Source organism: Roseateles paludis, assembly GCF_039872745.1.
Classification (GTDB): Bacteria; Pseudomonadota; Gammaproteobacteria; order Burkholderiales; family Burkholderiaceae_C; genus Pelomonas; species Pelomonas paludis.
Window position 1 is genome coordinate 25,816 of record NZ_JBDPZD010000003.1, and the last position, 21,379, is coordinate 47,194.

Annotated in this window: 21 protein-coding genes; 5 read left to right on the top strand and 16 right to left on the bottom strand. The window is 68.9% G+C overall.

Annotated elements, in window-relative coordinates; all coding sequences use genetic code 11:
* Positions 1-2 precede the first annotated feature (2 nt).
* From ABDJ85_RS11430 to ABDJ85_RS11485, 12 genes are all read right to left on the bottom strand, one after another.
* A complete protein-coding gene (locus ABDJ85_RS11430) occupies positions 3-1,775 on the bottom strand; it encodes a glycoside hydrolase family 9 protein (RefSeq protein ID WP_347704907.1) in 1,773 nt (590 codons plus the stop codon).
* 392 nt (positions 1,776-2,167) lie between these two features.
* Positions 2,168-3,229: an NAD(P)/FAD-dependent oxidoreductase gene (locus ABDJ85_RS11435; RefSeq protein WP_347704908.1), complete on the bottom strand. Its 1,062-nt coding sequence runs from the start codon at positions 3,227-3,229 to the stop codon at positions 2,168-2,170.
* A gap of 164 nt (positions 3,230-3,393) precedes the next feature.
* Positions 3,394-3,717 carry a ferredoxin FdxA gene (fdxA, locus tag ABDJ85_RS11440; RefSeq protein WP_347704909.1) on the bottom strand — a complete coding sequence of 108 codons (324 nt, stop codon included), beginning with the start codon at positions 3,715-3,717 and terminating at the stop codon, positions 3,394-3,396.
* Positions 3,718-3,779: 62 nt separating this feature from the next.
* Positions 3,780-4,511, bottom strand: coding sequence for a uroporphyrinogen-III C-methyltransferase (gene cobA / locus ABDJ85_RS11445; RefSeq protein ID WP_347704910.1), 732 nt, complete (start codon positions 4,509-4,511; stop codon positions 3,780-3,782).
* 13 nt (positions 4,512-4,524) lie between these two features.
* Complete coding sequence (locus tag ABDJ85_RS11450) at positions 4,525-5,811, bottom strand: sulfate adenylyltransferase subunit 1 (RefSeq protein ID WP_347704911.1); 1,287 nt, start codon at positions 5,809-5,811, stop codon at positions 4,525-4,527.
* Positions 5,811-6,776 carry a sulfate adenylyltransferase subunit CysD gene (cysD, locus tag ABDJ85_RS11455; RefSeq protein WP_347704912.1) on the bottom strand — a complete coding sequence of 322 codons (966 nt, stop codon included), beginning with the start codon at positions 6,774-6,776 and terminating at the stop codon, positions 5,811-5,813. Before cysD ends, ABDJ85_RS11450 begins: the two co-directional genes overlap by 1 nt.
* The gene (locus tag ABDJ85_RS11460; RefSeq protein WP_347704913.1) at positions 6,773-7,531 is read right to left on the bottom strand and encodes a phosphoadenylyl-sulfate reductase; all 759 of its coding nucleotides are present in this window, start codon (positions 7,529-7,531) and stop codon (positions 6,773-6,775) included. The genes cysD and ABDJ85_RS11460 overlap by 4 nt, the downstream gene beginning before the upstream one ends.
* Entirely contained in the window at positions 7,528-8,025 is a 498-nt protein-coding gene (locus ABDJ85_RS11465) for a DUF934 domain-containing protein (protein ID WP_347704914.1), read from the bottom strand. Before ABDJ85_RS11465 ends, ABDJ85_RS11460 begins: the two co-directional genes overlap by 4 nt.
* Entirely contained in the window at positions 8,022-9,743 is a 1,722-nt protein-coding gene (locus tag ABDJ85_RS11470) for a nitrite/sulfite reductase (protein WP_347704915.1), read from the bottom strand. The genes ABDJ85_RS11465 and ABDJ85_RS11470 overlap by 4 nt, the downstream gene beginning before the upstream one ends.
* Before the next feature lie 9 nt (positions 9,744-9,752).
* Positions 9,753-10,523 carry a sulfite exporter TauE/SafE family protein gene (locus ABDJ85_RS11475; protein WP_347704916.1) on the bottom strand — a complete coding sequence of 257 codons (771 nt, stop codon included), beginning with the start codon at positions 10,521-10,523 and terminating at the stop codon, positions 9,753-9,755.
* Between the two features lie 84 nt (positions 10,524-10,607).
* Positions 10,608-11,525 (bottom strand): DNA-binding protein YbiB, encoded by a 918-nt coding sequence (ybiB, locus tag ABDJ85_RS11480; RefSeq protein ID WP_347704917.1) that lies wholly within the window; start codon positions 11,523-11,525, stop codon positions 10,608-10,610.
* Positions 11,526-11,547: 22 nt separating this feature from the next.
* Positions 11,548-12,432 carry a DUF4399 domain-containing protein gene (locus ABDJ85_RS11485; RefSeq protein WP_347704918.1) on the bottom strand — a complete coding sequence of 295 codons (885 nt, stop codon included), beginning with the start codon at positions 12,430-12,432 and terminating at the stop codon, positions 11,548-11,550.
* Positions 12,433-12,556: 124 nt separating this feature from the next.
* On the opposite strand from ABDJ85_RS11485, the gene ABDJ85_RS11490 reads away from it, so the two are divergent.
* The gene (locus tag ABDJ85_RS11490) at positions 12,557-13,504 is read left to right on the top strand and encodes a patatin-like phospholipase family protein (protein ID WP_347704919.1); all 948 of its coding nucleotides are present in this window, start codon (positions 12,557-12,559) and stop codon (positions 13,502-13,504) included.
* Here the strand turns inward: ABDJ85_RS11490 and ABDJ85_RS11495 are convergent.
* From ABDJ85_RS11495 to ABDJ85_RS11510, 4 genes are all read right to left on the bottom strand, one after another.
* Entirely contained in the window at positions 13,477-14,322 is an 846-nt protein-coding gene (locus tag ABDJ85_RS11495) for an alpha/beta hydrolase (RefSeq protein ID WP_347704920.1), read from the bottom strand. The two genes, ABDJ85_RS11490 and ABDJ85_RS11495, sit on opposite strands and share 28 nt — an antisense overlap.
* A gap of 177 nt (positions 14,323-14,499) precedes the next feature.
* Positions 14,500-15,048, bottom strand: a complete 549-nt coding sequence (locus tag ABDJ85_RS11500; protein WP_347704921.1) for a phasin family protein — start codon at positions 15,046-15,048, stop codon at positions 14,500-14,502.
* 179 nt (positions 15,049-15,227) lie between these two features.
* Positions 15,228-16,763, bottom strand: a complete 1,536-nt coding sequence (locus tag ABDJ85_RS11505; RefSeq protein ID WP_347704922.1) for a methyl-accepting chemotaxis protein — start codon at positions 16,761-16,763, stop codon at positions 15,228-15,230.
* An 84-nt stretch (positions 16,764-16,847) separates the two neighbouring features.
* On the bottom strand, positions 16,848-17,312 hold the full coding sequence (locus ABDJ85_RS11510) for a cache domain-containing protein (protein WP_347704923.1): 465 nt from the start codon (positions 17,310-17,312) through the stop codon (positions 16,848-16,850).
* Between the two features lie 270 nt (positions 17,313-17,582).
* On the opposite strand from ABDJ85_RS11510, the gene ABDJ85_RS11515 reads away from it, so the two are divergent.
* From ABDJ85_RS11515 to ABDJ85_RS11530, 4 genes are read left to right on the top strand one after another with little or no spacing between them, the layout of a single operon-like run.
* Positions 17,583-18,224 (top strand): nitroreductase, encoded by a 642-nt coding sequence (locus ABDJ85_RS11515; protein WP_430765545.1) that lies wholly within the window; start codon positions 17,583-17,585, stop codon positions 18,222-18,224.
* Positions 18,225-19,220 (top strand): 2-hydroxyacid dehydrogenase, encoded by a 996-nt coding sequence (locus tag ABDJ85_RS11520; protein ID WP_347704925.1) that lies wholly within the window; start codon positions 18,225-18,227, stop codon positions 19,218-19,220.
* On the top strand, positions 19,217-20,044 hold the full coding sequence (locus ABDJ85_RS11525; protein ID WP_347704926.1) for a hypothetical protein: 828 nt from the start codon (positions 19,217-19,219) through the stop codon (positions 20,042-20,044). The genes ABDJ85_RS11520 and ABDJ85_RS11525 overlap by 4 nt, the downstream gene beginning before the upstream one ends.
* A gap of 2 nt (positions 20,045-20,046) precedes the next feature.
* On the top strand, positions 20,047-21,330 hold the full coding sequence (locus ABDJ85_RS11530) for a DNA recombination protein RmuC (protein WP_430765546.1): 1,284 nt from the start codon (positions 20,047-20,049) through the stop codon (positions 21,328-21,330).
* The last annotated feature ends 49 nt before the right edge of the window (positions 21,331-21,379 follow it).

Genomic DNA, 21,379 nt, shown 5'->3' on the forward strand with positions numbered 1-21,379 from the left:
GCTTACTTCTTCTCGGAAGGTGGGGTGAGGGCTTCGAGCGCGGCGGACACATAGACGAGAGGCGCGTTCCAGTTGATCGCGATCTCGTTGCTGGCAAAGCTGCAGAGGTGGTCCAGGTAAGCCTTGGCCACCTCGGTGGAGGGGTAGGGCGGGCACTGGGCCTTGTCCTGCAGATTGGGGTTGGGGCCGCCCACCAGGAAGCCCGGCACCGCCTTGCCATAGCCGCCCGAGGGGCGGTGGTGGGGGTTCTTGGCGGGGTTGGACCCCAAGCCCGTGACCTGCGAGATGTTGGTCGCGTTGCGGCCCAGCACGTAGTCGAGCGCGGCCTGGGCAGCGTCCAGCATGCGGCGCTCGCCCGTCAGCTCGTAGCCCTGCAGCAGCATCATGGCCTGGTTCATCACCACGGCATTGCTGCCCCAGACGAAGTCGCTGCGGCGCAGCGTGGTGCGGTAGGGCGAGGTCTGCCAGTCGTCGGCCAGCTCCTGGGCCAGGGCGGTGATGCGGGTGGGCACCAGCTTGGCCAGCGAGAAGGGGCCGGGCGCGTCGGGCAGCAGGCTGCGGTGATGGGCCAGGGTCATCCACCCGAGCGCGGCCACCTCGTTCCAGGACGGCACCAGCAGCTTGGGCGGCAGTTGCTGCGGCGCCGGCAGGTAGCTCGCGTCGCCCGTGCTCACGAAGAGCTCGGCAGCGGCCCACACGAATTCATCGCGCAGGTCTTCGTCGCCATAGGCGCCGGTGCGCACATCGGCCGGCTGGCGGTAGCGCACGTCGGGGTGGGCCTTGGCCCAGGCCCAGGCGTTCTGCGCGGCCTTCAGCGCGCGGGCCGAGAGGCCGGGCCGCTGCGCTTCAAAGGCCTTGAATACGCGGCTGGCCTGCGCCATCACCGCCGCAAAGTCGAGCGCGGCGGCCGTCGTCTTCATGACGACGTAGCGTTCAGTCTTGCTGTGATGCGGCAGCTGCATGCCGTCGAAGCGCAGGTCCGTCAGCTTGTGATAGACCCCGCCGTCGTCGGGGTCCTGCATGGTCAGCATCCAGTCGAGGTTCCAGAGCACCTCGTTCAGCAGGTCGGGCAGACCATTGCCGGTCTCGGGAATGTTCAGCGCCAGCTTCTGGAAGTAGGCCGGGTGATGCTCGTACGCTGCCAGCAGCGTGTAGACCGTGATGCCCGAGTTGACGATGTACTTGTTGTAGTCGCCCGCGTCGTACCAGCCCTTGGGCGACGAGATCAGGTCACCCTCCTTGCGCTTGGGGCCGGCGGCCGAGGCATGGATGCGCACCACGGTGTCCGGGTGCCCGGCAGGCCGCGCAAACTCGCCCGCGTGCTCGGGCTTGAGTTCGATGCTGGCGCGGTTCAGGTAGTACGCGCGGACCGCAGCACGGGTGACCGCTTCGTATGCGGTGTCCGAAATCGAGAACGGCGCTGAATCGGGCAAGCCGGCCACCCGCAACTGGTAGCTGCCCGGCGCGCGCAAGGCCCCAAAGTCGGCCAGGCGCACCGCCTCCTTGGACAGCGGCCACTCCGCAGCCGCGCCCAGCGTGCCGGTGAACACCGTCTTGCCGGTGCGCGCGTCGACGACGGAAAAGCCGTCAGCCTGCGCCGGCGCGGGGCTGCTCAACGCCGCCCACTTGGCGCCGCCTGGCAGATATCCGACCTGGTTGAGTTGAAGCGAGGGGCTTGGCTTGTCGGCAGCGGAGGCAGAAGCCAGCAGCGCCAGGGCGGCAGCACTAGCGGCAAGCCATGGGGCGATTTGGAAGGCGGGTGTGGGGCGATGCATCAGTGGTATTGGAGGTTCAGAGCGGCCTGCTGGGCAGTCTAGGGACTGCCGCCCTGGAATGCATGGGCGCTATCCCGCAACGCTGAGTGCAGCCCAAAGAAACAGCAGCGACGAAGGCGCTTGTTTAGGGCCTGTTAACACTACGGCAATGGGTCGCGTTGTGTTCAAAACAGCTGCAGGCAAGGCGCAAACCGCAAGTCGGGGTCGGCCCCCGACGAGGATTTGCAACGCCGCCAGCGGTTGTTTTGATCACAACCCTCCGGGAAGGCCCGCCACCGGGGGCCACTCGGCGTTGCGCCTCTGGCCCGCACGCGAGTGCGGGCGGCGAGCCGCGCCTTGATTGGCCCCCGGTGGCGGGCCTTCGCGACCCATTGCCGTAGTGTTAACAGGCCCTAGTCGCCAGTTGGCGCGGGCGCCACGCCGAGCAGCTGATGCAGCCTGGGGCTCGTGGTCGTGTACTGCAGCAGCACCCGCTTGCCCGGGAACACGGTCTCCACCGCCGCAAAGGCCGCCAGCGTCGCCTCGTGGAAGCCGCAGACCAGCAGCTTGCGCTTGCCCGGGTAGGTGTTGACGTCGCCCACCGCAAAGATGCCCGGCTCGCTGGTCTCGAAGCGGGCCGGGTCCACGCTGAGCAACTTGTGCTCCATGGCCAGGCCCCAGTTCGCAATGGGCCCGAGCTTGGGCGAGAGGCCCAGGCAGGCGATCACGTCGGTGCAGGGCAGGTCCACCTCGGCGCCTTCGGGCGTGGCCAGGCGCAGGTGGCTCAGTTGGCCGTCAAGGCCCTGGAAGCCGATGGGCTGCCCGGCCACGAAGCGCAGCGTGCCGGCCTCGCGCAGGGTCTGCAGGGCGGCCAGATCGGCCGGCTCGGCGCGCAGGGCATCGCGGCGGTGGACCAGGGTCACGCTGGCGGCAGGCGCCGGGCCGGTGGCCAGGGTCAGCGCCCAGCGCACGGCGGGGGCGTCCCCACCCAGCACGATCATCTGTCGGCCGACAAAGCGCGCGGCCTCGGTGGGCCGGTAGTGCAGAGAGCGGCCCTCGAAGGGCTCGATGCCCTCCAGCCGCAGGCGCCGGGGCTGGAAGCTGCCGACGCCGCCGGCGATGAAGACAGTCTTGCTCAGCAGGCGTGTGCCGCTGGCCGTCTCGACCCGCCAACGCCCATCCGCCTCGCGGCTGAGCTGACTGACTTCCTGGCCGAGGTGGAACTCCGGCGCAAAGGGCCGGGCCTGCTGCAGCAATCGGTCCGCCAGCTCTTGACCCGTGCAGACAGGCAGGCCAGGGACGTCGTAGATGGGCTTGTCGGGGTAGAGCTCGACGCACTGGCCGCCCGCATGGGGCAGGCTGTCGATGACGTGGGCGCGGATCTCTTGCAGACCGAGCTGAAAGACCTGGAACAGCCCGACCGGGCCCGCGCCGATAACAACGGCGTCGGTTTCGATCAGTGGCTGTCCATTCATGGGCGGACTCTGCAGGTGAGTTTGGGGCCGAGCGCCGGGCCGCCCCAAGCCGGCCCGATTGCGATGGCGCGCGGCTCGATGCCGCTCGCCATCTCGTCCCCTCGGGGGACCGGCCAGGCTCGCACGCGTTCAGCGCTGCGCGTCTGGACGAGGGGCCGTCAGGTTCAGCGGATCAATTCGCCAAGCTTGCCGGTCTTGTCCTTCCAGTCATCAGCGTCGGGCAGTGCCGCCTTGCGCTTGGTGATGGAGGGCCACTTCTTGGACAGGTCGGCGTTGAGCTTGATCATGTGCTGCTGGTCGCCGGTCACGTCCTCCTCGGGCACGATGGCGTTCACCGGGCACTCGGGGATGCAGACCGCGCAGTCGATGCACTCGTCGGGGTCGATGGAGAGGAAGTTGGGGCCTTCGCGGAAGCAGTCCACGGGGCAGACATCGACGCAATCGGTGTACTTGCAGCGGATGCAGGCTTCGGTGACGACGTGGGTCATGGTGAACGGTCGGGAGGTCGGGGGTGGATGGAGTCGCCCTGGCTTGGGGCGAAAGCTGAATTCTAGGCGGCGCGCTCGGGTTTGCCCGGGGCGGGGTTGCTGCACAGGGGTGATCCGCCGGCGCCAACGACGACGATGGTCGGCCGCTCAGCATGCTGGGCGGCGGCCTCGGCGAGCTGGGCCACCAGGTGCTCGCTGCTCAGCGCATCGGGCCGCCCGGCGTGCGAGACGACCAGGGCCGGTGTGTCGGCCGGCCAGCCAGCCCGCTGCAGCAAGGTCGCCAATTCGGGCAGTTGGCGGCCGGCCATGTAGAAGACTTCGGTGTCCGCCGTGTTGGCCGCGCGCAATTGGCCGGCTTCGGTCATGGCGGTCGAGAGGCTGACGGTGCGCCCGCGCCCGCGCCGTGTGAGCGGGCGCTGGGCTTGCGCGGCGGCGGCAAGGGCGGCGGTGACGCCAGGGATGACCTCGCAGTCCAGCCCGGCTTCTGCCAGCGCGATCAGCTCTTCTTCCAGCCGCCCGAAGACGCTGGCGTCGCCGCCCTTGAGCCGCACCACCACGCCGTGCTGGCGTGCGGTTTCGACCAGCAGGGCGTTGATCTCGCTCTGCTTGGCCGAATGCTCGAAGCCGCGCTTGCCGACATTGACCCAGCGCGCGTGCGGGGCATAGCTGCGCAGCTCGGCGTCGGCCAGGGCGTCGTAGAGCACGACTTCGGCGTCGGCCAGCGCGCGGGCGCCACGCACGGTGATGAGGTCGGCACTGCCCGGGCCGGCGCTGACGAAGAGAACCTTGCCCACGCTGGTCCGCGCCTTACCAGTCTTCCTCGGTCGTGACCGGGGCTGCGTCCACGAGCAGGGCACCGCTGGTGCGATGGCTGGCCGGGTCGACGACGATCAGCGCGCCGCCGACGCGGTTGCTGGTGAAGGGCTCGACGGGCAGCTCGTGCTGCACTTCCATCGTGACCTTGCCGATGGCATTGACCGGCAGCTCGTGGGCCTCGCGGGTGGCCAGGCTGTGGATGTCGAGCACCGAGTCGATGCTGCTGATGCGGGCCTGGACCCAGCGGTTGCCGTGGCGCACCCAGTACTTGCGGCCGGGCTTGGCGGGCTCGGTGTCGAGCCAGGCGAGCGTAGCCGGGAACTGGCGGGTGGCGCTCGCAGAGCCGGGGGTGACGATCCAGTCGCCGCGGCTCACGTCGAGCTGGCGGTCGAGCACCAGGCCTGCTGAGGTACCGGCGGCGGCTGCACCCACCACCTCGCTTGCCACGCGAACTTCGGCAACGATGGCGGTCTGGCGGGAGGGCAGCACCTCGATGGTGTCGCCGGCCTTGACGGCGCCGTGCGCAATGCGGCCCCACAGCACGCGCGGCTGGAAGCCGGTGCCCGAGCTCTGGTAGGCGTCCTTCTGCACGTACTGCACGGGCAGCGACAGCGGGGCGTCGGCGCGCTCCTGCAGCGTGGGCAGGCGTTCCAGCACTTGCAGCAGGGACTCGCCCTGCCACCAGTCCGAGGCCAGCGGCTGGGTCACGTTGTCACCGCGCAGCGCGCTCACCGGGATGGTGGCGACAACGTTGAGACCGGCTGCCTTGGCAAAGGCTTCGAGCGCGGTCTTGACCTTGGCAAAGCCGGGGCCGGGGTTGTCCAGCGCGTCGATCTTGTTGACCGCGAACACGATGCTTGGCACGCGCAGCAGGTGCGCCAGCAGGCTGTGGCGGCGCGTTTGCGGCAGCAGCTCGACGTCGTCCTGGCTCAGGTCCAGCTTGGTCACGTCGACCAGCACCACGGCGGCATCACTGCCGGCGGCGGCGGTGACCATGTTGCGGGTGTACTGCTCGTGGCCCGGGGCGTCGGCAATGATGAACTTGCGCGTGCGGGTCGCGAAGTAGCGGTAGGCCACGTCGATGGTGATGCCTTGCTCGCGCTCGGCCTCCAGGCCGTCGGTCAGCAGGGACAGATCGATGGGGCTGCCGGCCGCGCGGCGCTCCAGGGTGTCGAGCTGGTCAGCAAGGATGGCCTGGCTGTCGAACAGCAGGCGGCCGATCAGGGTGGACTTGCCGTCGTCAACCGAACCGGCGGTGAGGAATCTCAAGGCTTGCATCAGAAATAGCCTTCCTTCTTGCGCTTTTCCATGGAGGCTTCGCTGGTGCGGTCGTCCATCCGGGTGGCACCGCGTTCGCTCACGGTGACGGTCAGGGTCTCGGCCACCACATCGATGGCGTTGCGGGCCGGGCTCTCGACCGGGCAGGTGCAGGTCATGTCGCCCACGGTGCGGAAGCGCACCTCCACGGTCTCAACCGTCTCGCCTTCGAGCGGCGGGGTCACGTCGGTCAAGGGCACCAGCAGGCCCTTGCGGCGCATTACCTGGCGCTGGTGCGCGAAGTACATCGGCGGCAGCGGGATGTTCTCGCGGGCGATGTAGAGCCAGACGTCGAGCTCGGTCCAGTTGCTGATGGGGAAGCAGCGGAAGTGCTCGCCCGGGCGGATGCGGGTGTTGAACAGGGTCCACAGCTCGGGCCGCTGCTCCTTGGGCTGCCATTGGCCGAAGGAATCGCGGTGGCTGAAGATGCGCTCCTTGGCGCGGGCCTTCTCTTCATCACGGCGGGCGCCGCCGATGAGGGCATCGAACTTGTGCTCCTCGATGGTCTCCAGCAGGGTCACCGTCTGGTGGCCGTTGCGGCTCTCAAGCGGGTGCGCCAGGCGGATGGTGCCCTTGGCGATGGAGTCTTCGAGGTGGCCGACGACCAGGCGCTCTTCCATCTCGGCCACGCGCTGGTCACGGAAGGTGATGACCTCGGGGAAGTTGTGGCCGGTGTCGATGTGCACCAGAGGGAAGGGCAGGCTGCCCTTGAAGCCGCTCGGGTGCGATGCGTCCCTGAGCTTGAAGGCCTTCTCCGCAAGGCGCAGCACCACGCAGGAGTCCTTGCCGCCCGAGAAGAGCAGGGCCGGGCGCTCGAAGCTGGCCGCGACCTCGCGCAGGATGAAGATGGCCTCTTCTTCGAGGGCATCCAGATGGGCGTGATCGACGTCGGCGATCAGTTGTTCGGGTTTCAAAGCAGCATTCATGTTTTGACGTGCAGACCGCACTCCTTGGAACTCTCTTCCCACCACCAGCGGCCGGCGCGGAAGTCCTCACCCACGGCGATGGCGCGGGTGCAGGGCGCGCAGCCAATGGACGGCATGAACTCGTCATGCAACGGGTTGTAGGGCACCTTGAACTTCTCGACGTAGGCCCAGACCTCGGCCCAGGTCCAGTCGGCGATGGGGCTGAGCTTGCGCCGCCCCTGGCCGTCGTCCTCGTCAAAGGCGACCTCGGCGCGGGCGCCGGATTGCTCGCGGCGCAGGCCGGTGATCCAGGCACTGCGGCCGGCCAGCATGCGCGAGAGCGGCTCCATCTTGCGCAGGCCGCAGCAGGCCTTGCGCAGCTCGATGGACTTGCGCATCGCGTCATCGCCCTCGCGGCGAACGAACTCGATCACCGCCTCTTGCACCGGGCTGAAGATGGCGACTTCAAGGCCATAGATCTCGCGGATGCGCGGCACCAGGGCCAGGGTCTCGGCATGCAGGCGGCCGGTGTCCAGCGTGGCGATGGCGATGGGCAGTTGGGCGCGGGCGATCAGGTCGGTGACGACCATATCTTCCACGCCCAGGCTGGTGCTTTGCACGGCGCCAGCGCCATGGGCCGCAGCCGCGTCGCGCAGGCGCTCGGTTGCGGCCGCGATCTTGGCGTCCAGCTCGGGGCTCCAGCGCGCATAGAGGCCGATGGCGCTCGATGTCTGCGTGGCCCAGGGCAGGCTGCTGACTTCGCTCACGTCACTCATGCCGTGGCGCCCCGCAGGAACCACGGGCGCGTCTCTTGCACATCGCCCTGGTAGAAGCCGACGTCGTTGAAGAGGTCGAGCGCCTTTTGCGCAAAGGCCTTTGATTGGTCGCCACGCAGCACGACTTCATCGAAGCCCGTGCGCTGCAGCAGCTGCATCATGTCGACCAGCACTTCGCCACGGGCGCGGATGGCGCCCTTGAACTTGAAGCGGGCACGCAGCACGCGGGCCTGGGAGTAGGCGCGGCCGTCGGTCCACTTGGGGAAGTCGAGCGCCACCAGGGCAATGCGGCCGAGGTCGGGCGCGAGCTGGGCGATGTCGGCGTCGTTCGGGAACTCGATGGCCACTGACAGGTCCTGCGGCCAGTGGGCGCGCACCGCGTGCCATTGCTCCAGGGAGAGCAGGCGGTGTGGGGCGGGATCCGGGTCGGGCTTGGGGCCGTCTTCGCCGATGGCGTGTTGCCAGGGGCAGGTGTGGAGGTCAATGAACTTCATGCTTGAACCTTGGCGGTGGACGTGCGCACGGCGTTGGCGGCGGCCTTGAAGGGCTCGTGGCCCAGGCGCTTCAAGGCATCGATGAAGCGCTCGCCGGCCTGGCGCTGCTGCTGGAAGGTGTCGATCACGGCGTCGATGGCATCGGCGATCTCGCCCGCCGCAAAGCTGGGGCCAACGACCTTGCCGGCCACGGCGGGGCCGGACAGGGTGGAGCCATCGCTGCCACCCAGGGTCAGCTGGTACCACTCGGTACCGTCCTTGTCGACGCCGAGCACGCCGATGTGGCCGCTGTGGTGGTGGCCGCAGGAGTTGATGCAGCCGCTGATGTGCAGGTCGAGGTCGCCCAGGGCTTCGAGCTCGTCGGGGTCTTGGTAGCGCTCGGCCAGCTCGGCCGCGAGCGGCAGCGAGCGCGCATTGGCCAGCGCGCAGAAGTCACCGCCGGGGCAGGCGATCTGGTCGGTCAGCAGGCCGGCGTTGGACGTGGCAAAGCCGGCGGCACGGGCGGCCTGGAAGAGCTCGGGCAGGTCGCTGGCCTTGACCCAGGGCAGCACCAGGTTCTGGCGGTGGCTGACGCGCAGCTCGCCGAGGCTGAAGCGGTCAGCCAGCGCGGCGGCGGTGTCCATCACGTCGGCCGAGGTGTCGCCGGGCGGGATGCCCAGGCGCTTGAGGCTCAGTGTCACGGCGCGCAGGCCCGGCACGCGGTGCGGGTGGACATTGCGCTCCAGCCAGCGGGCAAAGGCCTTGTCACTGGTGTCGAGCGTGGGCTCGGCCTGCGGGGCCACGCCCGCCGGGTCGACGAAGCAGGCCTTGACGCGGGCCAGCTCGCTGTCCGGGATGATGTGCTCGTGGCCGCCAGCGTCGTCGGCCAGGATGCGGGCGAACTCGGCGTTGACGGCGTCGAAGTACTTCTGCCCCTCGGCCTTGACGAGGATCTTGATGCGGGCCTTGTAGAGGTTGTCGCGCCGGCCGTAGAGGTTGTAGACGCGGACGACGGCCTCCAGGTAGATCAGGATCTGCTGCCAGGGCACGAAGCTGTTGATGACGGTGCCGACGATGGGCGTGCGGCCCATGCCCCCGCCCACCAGCACCTCGAAGCCGACTTCGCCGGCCGCGTTCTTGCGCAGTTGCAGGCCCACGTCGTGCCAGCCGATGGCGGCGCGGTCTTCAAGGGCGCCGCTGACGGCGATCTTGAACTTGCGCGGCAGGTGGGCGAACTCAGGGTGCAGGGTGCTCCACTGGCGCAGCACCTCGCAATAGGGGCGCGGGTCGACGATCTCGTCGGTGGCGATGCCGGCAAAGACGTCGCTGGTGATGTTGCGGATGCAGTTGCCGCTGGTCTGGATGCCGTGCATGTCCACGTCGGCCAGCAGCTCCATCACGTCGGCGCTCTTGGGCAGCGGGATCCAGTTGTATTGCAGGTTCTGGCGCGTGGTGAAGTGGCCATAGCCGCCCTGGCCCTTGAAGGGGCCCTCGGAGACCACGTCGTACTCACGCGCGATGCGGGCCAGCTGGCGCAGCTGGCGGCTGGACAGCTCGCCATAGGGGATGGCGACGCGCAGCATGGGCGCGTGACGCTGGATGTACCAGCCGTTTTGCAGGCGCAGCGGGCGGAACTCGTCACCCCCGAGCTGGCCGCTCAGGTGGCGCTCCAACTGGTCTCGGAACTGGGCCGCGCGCTGGCGGACGAAGTGGCGATCAAAAGCGGTGTAGACGTACATAGACAGGGATCAGTGGATGACCTTCCAGCCGGCCATCAGCAGGGACACGCAGAGCAGGCCGCGCACGACGCCCTCGGGCAACTTGCGCGTGAGTTGGGCGCCCAGCCAGATGCCGGGCAGGGAACCGATGAGCAGCGACGCCAGCAAGGCCCAGTTGACGTTGCCCAGGGTGGCGTGGCCGATGCCGGCCACCAGGGTCAGGGGCACGGCATGGGCGATGTCGGTACCGACGATGTCGCGTGCCTTCATGCGGGGGTAGATCAGAAGGATGAGGGTGGCCCCGATGGCGCCTGCGCCGATCGACGACAGGGACACCAGGACGCCCAGCAGCGCGCCACTCGCGATTGTCAGGCCTGGCTTGCGGGATTCGGGAATCCAGCGCTCCAGCCGCAGCCCCAGCGCCTGCCAGCTCTGTTTGAAGGCCACCACCACGGCGGTGCACAGCAGGGCAATGCCGAGCGAAAAAGTCAGGGCCTGAGCCCAGCCCTTGGTGACGCCGGTCAGGTGCATCAGGGCCACCGTCAGCAGCGTGGCGGGGATGGAGCCGGATAGCAGCAGCCGGGTGATGTGCCAGTTCACGTGGCCATGGCGGGCATGGGCCACCGAGCCGCTCATCTTGGTCAGCGCGGCAAACCACAGGTCGGTCCCGATCGCGATGGCGGGCGGCAGGCGGAAGACGGACAGCAGCAACGGGGTCATGAGCGAACCTCCGCCCACCCCGGTGACGCCCACAATGAGCCCGACCCCCAAACCACTTGCAATCGCTACCCCATCAAGCACAGTCTTCTCCCTGCTTTGAAGGGCGGGACTCTAGACAAAGCGACGCCCAAGAGGAACGAACAAATCCTTGGGGTCATATGCCAATCAAGAATAAGCAAGCTTGATTAGTGCCTGAACCTGCTCTGTAACCCGGCGCGGCACCGGCAGGTCGCCGTCGGCCATGCGCCGGACCACGGCGGCATTGGCGGCGGGCTCGATCTCGGGCAGCAAGGGCACGTCTTCCTCGGGCGCCTCCGGGTCATGGAGGGGTTGGGCCTGGCCGCCGGTAAAGCCCACCAGGTGCGGGCGGCGTCGTGGGTGGGCAAAGGCCTCACCCTCGCAGGCGCGCATCAGCAGGCTGGGGCTGGCGAGGCTGATCGTCGGCAGCAGGGTGGACATGCTGTCCAGGTATTCCGGGTGGGTGACGGCCACGACGCGCACGCAGCGGCCGGGGCACGGGTCCAGCAGCTTGGCCAGGCTGTGGCCTGAGTTGCGGACGCCCAGGCGGGGCCGCAGCGCCATGAGGGCGTCGAGGCCCGGGTTGAGCGCCTGCAGGGGCAGCACCGCCAGGCGCTGCGTCGCCAGCTGGGTGTGGGCCTGTTGCAGGCTGTCGGCGGCGGGCAGGCCCAGGGCGTCGAGCAAGGCAAAGGGGCTGATGCGGCTGTCAAAGTCGTGCCGCCCGAAGATCAGGACCGGCACGCCTTCTCGCGCCAGCAGCAGGGCCACCAGGGGCATGAGGTTGGCCGTCTTGCGCGCACCGTTGAAGCTGGGCAGCAGCACGCAGCGCGGGCCGGGGGGCAGGTCGAGCCGGGCGGTTCTGGCCTGCATGGCGGCGTGGAAGCCGGCCAGCTCTTGCGGCGATTCACCCTTGATGCGCATGGACAGCAGCAAGGCGCCCAGCTCCATGTCGGGCACCTGGCGGTCGAGGATGGCGCCCATCAGGTGTTCGGCGGTGGCGGCATCCAGATCGCGGGCGCCCCGTGTGCCTCGCCCCACTTCGCGGATCAGTTCAGACCAGTTCATCCCCACAGTGTAGGAAGGGGGCTCAACGCATCTGCCGCAGCACCGTCACCCGCAACGGTGTCCCCGCCAGCAGCGGCGCGCCCTTGCCGTCAAGCAGGCTGGGCTGGAGCTCGTAGTCCCCGGCGGGGAGGTCCAGCACGGTCTCGGTGCGGCCATCGGCCAGCACGACCGACTGTGCCGTGGCACTGCCGCGCAGCACCTGGAGGCGGAAGTGGCCGGTGTCCTTGACCTCGGAGCCCGCCGGCGCCACGCCCAGGCCCACCACGCCGAGGCTGACGGTGAAAGGGCTGGCCACGCCTTCCTCGGCGCGCAGGTTCTTGACGTAGACCTCGCGCAGCGCGGGGTCGCGCGGGGTGCTGGCGTAGTCGCCGTACCAGCGGGTGCAACTGGCCTCCAGGTTGGTGGCGTCCAACTGGGGCGCGGGGCCGGCGCGCTTGCCGGTGACCTGGATGCTGATCTCGGGGCTGAAGACGAAGTAGGGCCGGTGCGCGTGGTCGGCAAACAGCAGGCGCAGGGTGTGGCGGCCAGGCGGCAGGTCGAGCAAGGCGCCCGTCTGGCCCTTGCCGAAGTGGCGGTGCGTGTCGGAGAACGGGATGGCGGCGGTGTGGTCGCGCGGCAGCGGGGTGTCGATCAGGATGTGGTGGTGCCCGGACTGCTCGCGCGGGTTGCCGGCCGGGATCACGCCCATGCCTCGCACGCCAAACTCGACCCAGAAGGGCGAGCGCACGGAGTCGCCCGACTTGAGGTTGCTGAAATGCACCGCGATGGGTTCGCGCAGCACGTCCACGCGCGTGCGCTCGGCCGTGTGCGCCAGCCAGCAGCGGCGTTCCAGCGGGTCGGCCGGCAGAGGCGCGGCCGTCGCCATCAGGTGCAGGGCGGCCAGAGCGGGTACTGCATAGCGCTTCATGCGGGCTCCTGACGTCAGGGCGTACCGTGGGATTGTGGGTGGGAAGGGGGGCGGATGGTCAGGATTGGCAGCAATTCACATGCCATGACAATGCCGCCCGTCATTGCCCTTCCTGCCCCTGTCGATGTCACTGTTTTTGCGATTGCCATGCTGGCGGCGCACCGTCGCCCTGGCCTGTGCCGCGCTGCTGCTGGCGGCTTGTGCCTCAGGACCTGCGCCGCGCCAGACTGAGCCCCCCATCCAGCCAACGCAGACGCTCCCGCCTGCCGACCCCATCCCGCCCAAGCCCGCACCCAAGCCGCCCCGCGTGGGCCTGGCCCTGGGTGGCGGCGCGGCGCGCGGCTTTGCCCACATCGGCGTGATCCAGGTGCTGGAGGAAGCGGGTATCAAGGTGGACCTGGTGACCGGCACCTCGGCCGGCAGCCTGGTGGCGGCGCTCTATGCCTCGGGCCGCAATGGCAAGGAGCTGGCGCAGCTGGCCGACAGCATGGACGAGGGCGCCATCACCGACTGGTCCTTCCCCTTCCGGGGGCTGATCCGCGGCGAGGCCCTGGCCCGCTATGTGCGCGAGAAAACCGGCGGCCGCACCATCGAGCAACTGCCGCTGCCGCTGGGCGTCGTGGCGACGGACCTGAGCGACGGCGCACCCATCCTCTTCCGTCAGGGCGACACCGGCATGGCGGTGCGTGCCTCCAGCGCCGTGCCCGCCGTGTTCCAGCCGGTCAAGATTGGCACGCACGAGTACGTGGACGGCGGGCTCGTCGCCCCGGTGCCGGTGCGGTATGCGCGTGAGATGGGCGCCCAGCTGATCATTGCGGTGGACATCTCCTCACCGCCCGAGAAGGACCCGCCGGGCGATGCCTTCCGGATGCTGATGCAGACCTTTTCGATCATGGGCCGCAGCATCAACAACTTCGAGCTGCGCGAGGCCGACGTCGTGATCCGCCCCAAGCTCGACGGCATCGGCAGCGCGGACTTCACAGCCCGGCGCCGTTCCATCCAGGCCGGCCGCGAGGCGGCGCAGGCCGCCTTGGCGCTGATCCGTCAGCGGGTGGCTGAGAAGACGCGCTGATCGAGCCACTCGGTCAGCGTGGCCAGCACGGCGCGCTGCTCGGGCTCGTTGAAGATCTCGTGGGCAAGGCCTGGCCAGGCCTTGGCCGTGACCACACCGGCCGGCGCCTGGGCCGCAAAGGCCTCGCTGCCCCGCGCGTCCACGCAGCGGTCACGGGCGGCCCACATCAGCAAGGTGGGCACCTGCCAGCGCGGCGCGGCCGCGCGCACGGTGTCGCCGGCATCGAGGATGAAGCGCGTCAGGCGGGCGCTGATGCGGTCATGCACATTGGGGTCGTTGAGGTAGGCCTGCACCACCTGCGGGTCGCGGCAGATCCACTCGGGCTTCAAGCCGTTCGACACACCCAGGTTGGGTGCCAACGGCAGCGCCAGTTTCAGCATCCATTGCTGGCTGGTGGACAGCGATGCGGCCAGCGCCGGGGAGCTGAGCACCAGGGCATCTACCGGCTGCGCCCATGCGGCAGGCTGGGCCTGCAGGCGCTCGGCCACGAAGCGCGCGGCCACCGCACCGCCCATGCTGTGCCCCAGCAGCACCAGCGGGCCCGGGCCGTCAAAGCCGGCGAGCGCGTCACCCAGGTCGCGCAACAACGCGTCCGGGCTGGCGATCACGCCACGCGGGCCCTCGCTGCGGCCGTGGCCACGCTGGTCGTAGGCGCGCACCGTCCAGCCCAGGGCATTGAGCACGGCAGCCACGTGGGCGTAGCGCCCCACATGCTCGCCCAGGCCGTGTACCAGCATCAAGCGCCCACGCGGGATCGGCGCCACCCAATCGCGCACGTGCAGGCGCAGGCCGTCGTAGGTGGTCAGGGGTTCAGGCATGGCTGAGGCTCGGGTGGCATCGCCTGCAAGTAGACCCGATCCAGCGGGGCTGGCCGGTCAACTGGCGCTGACGGCCTCGGCCCGCTGCCAAGAATGACACAAGGGTCGGACACCTGGAGGTGTCCGACCCTTGTTGAGGTGGCTGGGCTGCAAGGCAGCCCATGCAAGGTCAGCCGATCAGGCGGCCTTCTTGCGCGTGGTGGCCTGGGTGGCCTTCACGGCTTGGGTGGTGGCGGCTTGGAAGTTGGCTTCGGCCACGTCAACGGCTTGCTTGGTGGCCTTCTGCACCGACTCGAAAGCGTTGTTGGCGGCGGAGATGGCCGACTTCATCAGGGCAACCACGTTCTCGCTGCCGGCCGGGGCGTTCTTGGCCGTGCTTTCGACGAGGGCGTTGAACTTCTTCTGCGCGTCGGCGAGCTGGCTTTCAGCGATCTTGGCCACTTCGGTGCTGGTGCCGGAGGCGATGTCGTAGACATGGCGGCTGTAGGAAGCAGCCTTCTCGGCGGACGGTTGCAGCAGCGCGGTTTGCAGGGCCAGCAGCTCTTGGGCGTCCTTGACGGACAGCACCGAGGTGGTGGTGTCGGCCACTTCGGTCAGCGCGGTGCGGGCGACTTGCAGGTTCAACTCGACCAGCTTTTCCACGCCTTCGAACGCCTTGTTCGTCAGGCCGAAGAGCGTTTCGACGTTGGCCTTGTGGCTCGCGAGGACTTGTTCGGGGGTCAGCATGAGGAACTCCTTCGGTGCGGTTGATTGATTTTTGCTGCACTGCAGCATGAAACGAATAATAGAGGCTGCCGCCGCGAATGCAAGCGGAATTTGGTGCGGTGCAGCAAATTAGGGGTGCGCCCCAAAAACCCTGGCCGGGTTCAAGGCGCTGTCACATCAGCCGGGCTTTGCTCCGGGCGTCAATCCAGCCTGAAGTGCCCCACCACCTGGCTGAGCTTTTGGGCCTGCTCCCGCAGGGACTCTGTGGCGGCGGCGCTCTGCTCCACCAGGGCGGCGTTCTGCTGCGTCATCTCGTCGAGCTGGGTCACGGCGCTGTTCACGTCGCCGATGCCCTTGCTCTGCTCGGCGGCGCTGGCGCTGATCTCGGCAATGATGTCGGTCACCCGCTCGACGGCGCCGACGATGTCCTGCATGGTGCTGCCGGCGTCCTGTACGAGCCGCGAGCCCGACTCCACACGTTCCACGCTGGCGCCAATCAGGGTCTTGATCTCGCGCGCGGCCTCGGCGCTGCGGCCGGCCAGGCTGCGCACCTCGCCGGCCACGACGGCAAAGCCACGGCCTTGCTCGCCGGCGCGGGCGGCTTCCACAGCGGCGTTCAGCGCCAGGATATTGGTCTGGAAGGCGATGCCGTCGATCACGCCAATGATGTCACCGATGCGCTTGGACGAGCTGGCGATGTCGTTCATGGTGTCCACCACCTGCTGCACCACGCTGCCGCCCCGGTGGGCCACCTGGGTGGCGGTGCTGGCCAGCGAGTTGGCGGTCTGGGCGCTCTCGGCGCTGTGCTGGACGATGCCGGTCAGCTCGGACATTGAGGAGCTGGTCATCACCAGGCTGGTGGCCGTTTGCTCGGTACGGGTGTTGAGGTCCTGGTTGCCGGAGGCGATCTCCGACGAGGCGGTGCGGATGGAGTCGGCCACACGGAAGACCTCGCCCATCGACTGCCCCAGCTCCACGCACATGCGGTTGAGGGCGCGCATCAGGTCGGCCAGCTCGTCGTCGCCTTGCGGCTGGGCGCGGTGCGTCAGGTCTCCGCCGGCCACCGACTCCGCGAGCGTGAGCGAGGCCTTCACGTCGGCCACGATGCGGCGCTGGTTGACCAACAGCAGGCCCAGGCCGGCGCCGGCTGCCAGGACGGCCACCAAGGCCAGCAGCCAGGCACGGCGCTGCGCCCCCTGCAACTGCTCGGCCGCAGCCGCCTGCTGCTCCGCCCCCATGGCCTGCACGCCGCTGGCCACCAGGGCCGCCACTTCCTTGTACTTGGCCTCGGCCTCTTGCATGGCGGCGATGCCGGTGTTGGGGTCCACCGAGGCCAGGTCGATGGCGCTGTCAGCCTTGGCCTGGTAGGCCTGCATCAGCGCCGGCGCCCGCTTCAGCGTGGCTTCCACTTCGCCCTCCACGCCGGGCATCTCGACCAAGCTGGCCAGCGTGCGCGTCACGCCACTGGCCTGGTCCTTGAGCCGGCCGCGCAGCTTTTGCACCTCGGCGTCCGCCATCGAGGACATCAAGGTGATGCTGCGGTAGATGCCGCTATGCATCTCACCGAGCTGGCTTTGCACGGCCACCAGGGTCATGAAGACCTCGTTGTGCTGCTGGGCCGATTCGCTGGAGCGGGCCGCCTCGCGCAGGCTCAGCAGCGTGCCGACCAGGCTGATGCCCAGCACCACGGCAAGCGCTCCCAGGGGCGGGAGCAGCATCTTGGCAGTCAACTTCATAGCGGCCTTTCCAGCTGCCGTGCGCCGCGTCGGGCGCCTCCCTCGTTGATGCATCACGCCGGGCTGAAGCCCGGTCTTGCCGTGTCAGTGCTTGTAGACCCCGCCGCACACCAGGGTCTCGCCCAGGCGCTCGCAGTACATCTGCTTGGGCTCGATCTTCTTGGTGGTCGGGTTGGTGAACTTGTAGTCCTGCCAGAAGCCGCCTGGCTTGGCCTTGCCCAGCTCCACCCGCTCGCGCACAAAGGCCTTGCCGTCTACGTCCTTGAGGTCGATCAGGTCTTTGCCGACCTGCTTCTCGTTGGCGCCGTGGGCCAGGCATTTGCCGTCCATGCCGTAGACGACCAGGTAGAGGTCGTTCTTGACGAACTGCGCGTTCTTGGCGGTGATCTCGGCGTAGGCCTTCTCCACGCCATTGGCCTTGATGAAGGCCACGCCCTTCTTGACCATCGCGGTGGCGTCGTCGCGGCTGGCGTTCTGCGCCAGTGCGGGTGTTGCCAGCAGGCAGGTCGCGAGGCTGAGGGCGAGTGTGGCCCAGGGTTTGCGATTCATGTCGTACTGCTCCTCGAATGCGCGGGCTGCGCCTGACTGTGCGTGTATGTCAGTTTGCGACCGAGCCCACCGGCGGCGCAAGCCATGGCCATGGCCTTCGTCCTCCAAAGGGCCCAAGGCTCCGTGAAAGAATGCACTCATCGATGCGCCGCCCTTGGCGCGCGCCGCCTGCCGGTCCGCCCTGCAAGGACTTCGTGTGTGAATGCTTTCGACCTCCCCACCCCTGAACAGACTGCGGCCGTTGACGCCGCGCTGCTGACGCGCCATTCCATGCGCGCCTTTTTGCCGCGCGCCGTGCCTCGGTCGGTGCTGGAAGAGATCCTCGCCGTGGCGAGCCGAGCGCCCTCGGGCACCAACACCCAGCCCTGGCAGGTTCACGCGCTCGCCGGCGCTGCCTTGAAGCGCTTCACCGCGCGCGTGACGGCCGCCTACCTGGACCCCGACCAGAACGCTGCCCACCGCGAGGAGTACGCCTACTACCCGCTGGAGTGGCGCAGCCCTTACATCGACCGGCGCCGCAAGGTGGGCTGGGATCTGTACGGCCTGCTGGGCATTGGCAAGACCGACAAGGCCCGCATGCAGGCCCAGCACGCGCGCAACTTCGGCTTCTTCGACGCGCCGGTGGGCCTGATCTTCACCATCGACCGCGTGATGCAGCAGGGTTCCTGGCTGGACTACGGCATGTTCTTGCAGAACATCATGACGGCCGCCCGCGCCCGAGGCCTGCACACCTGCCCGCAGGCGGCGTTCACGCAGTTCCATGCCTTGATCGCCGACGAGCTGCAGCTGGCGCCCGAGCAGATGCTGGTGTGCGGCATGTCGCTGGGCTGGGCCGACCCGGCGGCGGTGGAGAACAGCCTCGTCTCCGAACGCGAGCCGGTGGCCGAGTTCACGCGCTTCCTGGAGGACTGAGTGGCAAGCCCCCGGCCCGCAGTGCTGGTGGCGCGTCAGGCGCCCGCCGCCGTCCTCGCACGGCTGCATGCCGAGTTCGACGTGGACCTGAACGAGCCCGACGTCGTGCTGCCCCGGCCCGAGCTGCTGCAGCGCTTGCAGGGCAAGCTCGCCTGCATGATCACCGGCTCCGAGCGCATCGACGCCGAGCTGCTGGACGCCTGCCCCGAGCTGCGCTTCGTGAGCACGGTGTCGGTCGGCTTCAACCACATCGACGTGCCCGCCTGCACCGCGCGCGGCGTCGTCGTGACCAACACGCCCGACGTGCTGACCGAGAGCACTGCCGACTTCGGCTTTGCGCTGATGATGGCCGCTGCACGCCGCATGTCCGAGGGCGAGCGCATGTTGCGCGACGGGCGTTGGCAGCGCTGGAGCTGGGACCTGCTGGCCGGCGCCGACGTGCACGGCGCCACGCTCGGCATCCTCGGCATGGGCCGCATCGGCCAGGCCATTGCGCGGCGCGGCCACCACGGCTTTGGCATGCCCGTGATCTATCACAACCGCAGCCGCCTCGATGCCGCCACCGAGGCTGCGGTGGGCGCACGCTATGTCTCGCAGGACGAGCTGTTTGCCGAGGCCGATCACCTCATCCTGGTGCTGCCCTACTCGCCCGCCGTGCACCACCTGGTGGGCGCGCAGCAACTCGCGCTGATGAAGCCCACCGCCACGCTGACCAATGTGGCGCGCGGCGGCATCGTGGACGAAAACGCCCTTGTGGCTGCGCTGCGGGCGGGCCGCCCGGGTGCGGCGGCGCTCGATGTCTTCGAGGGCGAGCCCCAGGTCAACCCTGCGCTGTTGACCCTGCCCAACACCGTGCTCACGCCGCACATCGCCAGCGCCACGATCAAGACCCGCACCGCCATGGCCGCCTTGGCCGTGGACAACCTGCTGGCCCTGGTGAGCGGCCGCCCGCCGCTCACCGCGCTCAACCCCGAAGTTATCGAACGCCAGACATGAGAGTGCTTCTCGCCTTGCTGCTTGCTTTGCCCTTGCTGGTAAGCGCCCAAACAAGTGCCCAAACAAGCGCCCAAACAAGCGCCCAAACCCCGGCCAGCGCGCCGGCCGCCAAGCCGCACGCGGCAGGCGCTGCCGCTTCGGCGCCGGCCGTGGCCAAGCGCAAGCTCACTGCGCTGGCCGTCACCGGCGAAGGCATCCAACTGCTGACCCTGCAGGCTGACCGGGGCAACCTCACCCACGCCGGCTCCTGGCAGCTGTCGCCCGGCTCCTTGTTTGACTCTGAGTTGCTGGCGGCCGTGTCTGACGCCGTCAAGGCCGCCGCGCCCGACCGCGAGATCAAGACCTACACCACGTCCACGCGCAGCCTGTTTGGCGATCCGGCGGGCCTCTTCGTGGACGGCAAGCTCACCCTGCCGGGTACGCTCGGTGACGCGCTGCGGCAGGGCGGCGCCACGCACCTCTTCCTGGTCACCCGGGCGCAGCAGGCGCCGGCCCTGGTGCCCGCGCTGCCCGACAAGATCGCCACGCCGCTGGAGGGGGCCGGCTTCGTCATCGACCTGCGCCCCACCGGCCAGATCGGCATCGACGGCAACCCGGGCCTGCCCATCTTGGCGGCCTACCTGTCGCTGCGCGTCGCCCTGGTAGACATGAAGGACTACCGCCTCGTCAAGGAGCAGTCGATCATCGTCGGGCAGCGCCTGCCAGTGGAGCGCGGCGTGGCCAACCCGTTTGCGACGATGAGCCCTGAGGCGCGGCTGGCGGCGCTCAAGGCCCTGGTTGCGGCCGAGCTGCCCCAGGCCATCAAGGCTCTGCTGCCCAAATGACGCTGGTGGAGCTGCTCCTGCTGGCGGTGCTGCTGGCGCTGGCGGGCCTGGCGCTGCTCGTCTGGCGCAGCCGGCCGCAGGGGCCGGCGGTGGATGTGGCGGCCCTGGTCCAGCAGTCCGTCCAACAGTCCAGCGAGCGCCTGGAGCGCGAGCTGCGCGACGAGCTGGCGCGATCCAGCGCTGCGCTGCGCACCGAGCTGCTGGCCGGCCTCGGGCAGTTCCAGCAGGGTCTCACCGCCCAGGGCTTTGCCGCCCGCGAGGCGCAAGACCAAGCCCTGCTGCGCCTGACCGACGCCATCCGCGAGCAACTGCGCGAGATGCAGCAGCGCGTGGACCAGCGCCTCGGCCAGATCCAGCAGGACACCGAGAAGAAGCTCGAACAGATGCGCGCCACCGTGGACGAAAAACTCCACGCCACGCTGGAGCAGCGCCTGGGTGAGAGCTTCAAGCAGGTGGCCGACCGCCTGGAGCAGGTGCACAAGGGCCTGGGCGAGATGCAGAACCTGGCGCGCGATGTCGGCTCGCTCAACCGCGTGCTCACCAATGTCAAGACGCGCGGCATCTTTGGCGAGGTGCAACTGGCCGGCCTGCTGGAGCAGGTCTTCACGCCCGAGCAGTACGCTGCCAACGTGGCCACGCTGCCGAGCTCCAGCGAGCGGGTCGAGTTCGCCATTGCGCTGCCGGGCCAGCGGGCCGACGGCCAGCCCCTGTGGCTGCCGATCGATGCCAAGTTCCCCCGCGAGGACTACGAGCGCCTGCTCGACGCCCAGGAGCGCGCCGACACGGCCGCCGCTGAAGCTGCGGGCAAGGCCATCGAGACCCGCCTGCGCTTAGAGGCCCGCAGCCTGCGCGAGAAATACATCGGCCCGCCGCACACCACGGACTTCGGCATCCTCTTCGTCCCGACCGAGGGCCTCTACGCCGAGGCCCTGCGCCGCCCCGGCCTCGTCGAGGGTCTGCAGCGCGAGCACAAGGTCATGGTCTGCGGCCCCACCACCTTGCTGGCCACGCTCACCAGCCTGCAGATGGGCTTTCGCACCCTGGCGCTAGAGAAGCGCAGTGCCGAGGTCTGGGAGGTGCTGGGCGCCGTCAAGACCGAGTTCGGCAAGTTCGGCGAGGTGCTGGCCAAGACCAAGAAAAAGCTCGAAGAGGCGTCCAACACCATCGACGCCGCCGAGACCCGCACCCGCCAGATGACGCGCAAGCTCAAGAGCGTCGAGGCGCTCCCGGACGAGGCGACGCAGCGCCTGCTCCAGCTGGGCGCCAGCGCGGCTGACGACGAATAGGCGCGCCCCGCGCCACAGTGCCCCGCCCGCTGGTGCACCGGGTGTGAAC

What these genes read in the sequence shown, in the direction of transcription:
- ABDJ85_RS11430 (WP_347704907.1), bottom strand. Translation starts at nt 1,775, where the DNA reads ATGCATCGCCCCACACCCGCCTTCCAAATCGCCCCATGGCTTGCCGCT.
- ABDJ85_RS11435 (WP_347704908.1), bottom strand. Translation starts at nt 3,229, where the DNA reads ATGAATGGACAGCCACTGATCGAAACCGACGCCGTTGTTATCGGCGCG.
- fdxA (WP_347704909.1), bottom strand. Translation starts at nt 3,717, where the DNA reads ATGACCCACGTCGTCACCGAAGCCTGCATCCGCTGCAAGTACACCGAT.
- ABDJ85_RS11450 (WP_347704911.1), bottom strand. Translation starts at nt 5,811, where the DNA reads ATGCAAGCCTTGAGATTCCTCACCGCCGGTTCGGTTGACGACGGCAAG.
- cysD (WP_347704912.1), bottom strand. Translation starts at nt 6,776, where the DNA reads ATGAATGCTGCTTTGAAACCCGAACAACTGATCGCCGACGTCGATCAC.
- ABDJ85_RS11460 (WP_347704913.1), bottom strand. Translation starts at nt 7,531, where the DNA reads ATGAGTGACGTGAGCGAAGTCAGCAGCCTGCCCTGGGCCACGCAGACA.
- ABDJ85_RS11465 (WP_347704914.1), bottom strand. Translation starts at nt 8,025, where the DNA reads ATGAAGTTCATTGACCTCCACACCTGCCCCTGGCAACACGCCATCGGC.
- ABDJ85_RS11470 (WP_347704915.1), bottom strand. Translation starts at nt 9,743, where the DNA reads ATGTACGTCTACACCGCTTTTGATCGCCACTTCGTCCGCCAGCGCGCG.
- ybiB (WP_347704917.1), bottom strand. Translation starts at nt 11,525, where the DNA reads ATGAACTGGTCTGAACTGATCCGCGAAGTGGGGCGAGGCACACGGGGC.
- ABDJ85_RS11485 (WP_347704918.1), bottom strand. Translation starts at nt 12,432, where the DNA reads ATGAAGCGCTATGCAGTACCCGCTCTGGCCGCCCTGCACCTGATGGCG.
- ABDJ85_RS11490 (WP_347704919.1), top strand. Translation starts at nt 12,557, where the DNA reads ATGTCACTGTTTTTGCGATTGCCATGCTGGCGGCGCACCGTCGCCCTG.
- ABDJ85_RS11495 (WP_347704920.1), bottom strand. Translation starts at nt 14,322, where the DNA reads ATGCCTGAACCCCTGACCACCTACGACGGCCTGCGCCTGCACGTGCGC.
- ABDJ85_RS11500 (WP_347704921.1), bottom strand. Translation starts at nt 15,048, where the DNA reads ATGCTGACCCCCGAACAAGTCCTCGCGAGCCACAAGGCCAACGTCGAA.
- ABDJ85_RS11505 (WP_347704922.1), bottom strand. Translation starts at nt 16,763, where the DNA reads ATGAAGTTGACTGCCAAGATGCTGCTCCCGCCCCTGGGAGCGCTTGCC.
- ABDJ85_RS11510 (WP_347704923.1), bottom strand. Translation starts at nt 17,312, where the DNA reads ATGAATCGCAAACCCTGGGCCACACTCGCCCTCAGCCTCGCGACCTGC.
- ABDJ85_RS11515 (WP_430765545.1), top strand. Translation starts at nt 17,583, where the DNA reads ATGCGCGCCTTTTTGCCGCGCGCCGTGCCTCGGTCGGTGCTGGAAGAG.
- ABDJ85_RS11525 (WP_347704926.1), top strand. Translation starts at nt 19,217, where the DNA reads ATGAGAGTGCTTCTCGCCTTGCTGCTTGCTTTGCCCTTGCTGGTAAGC.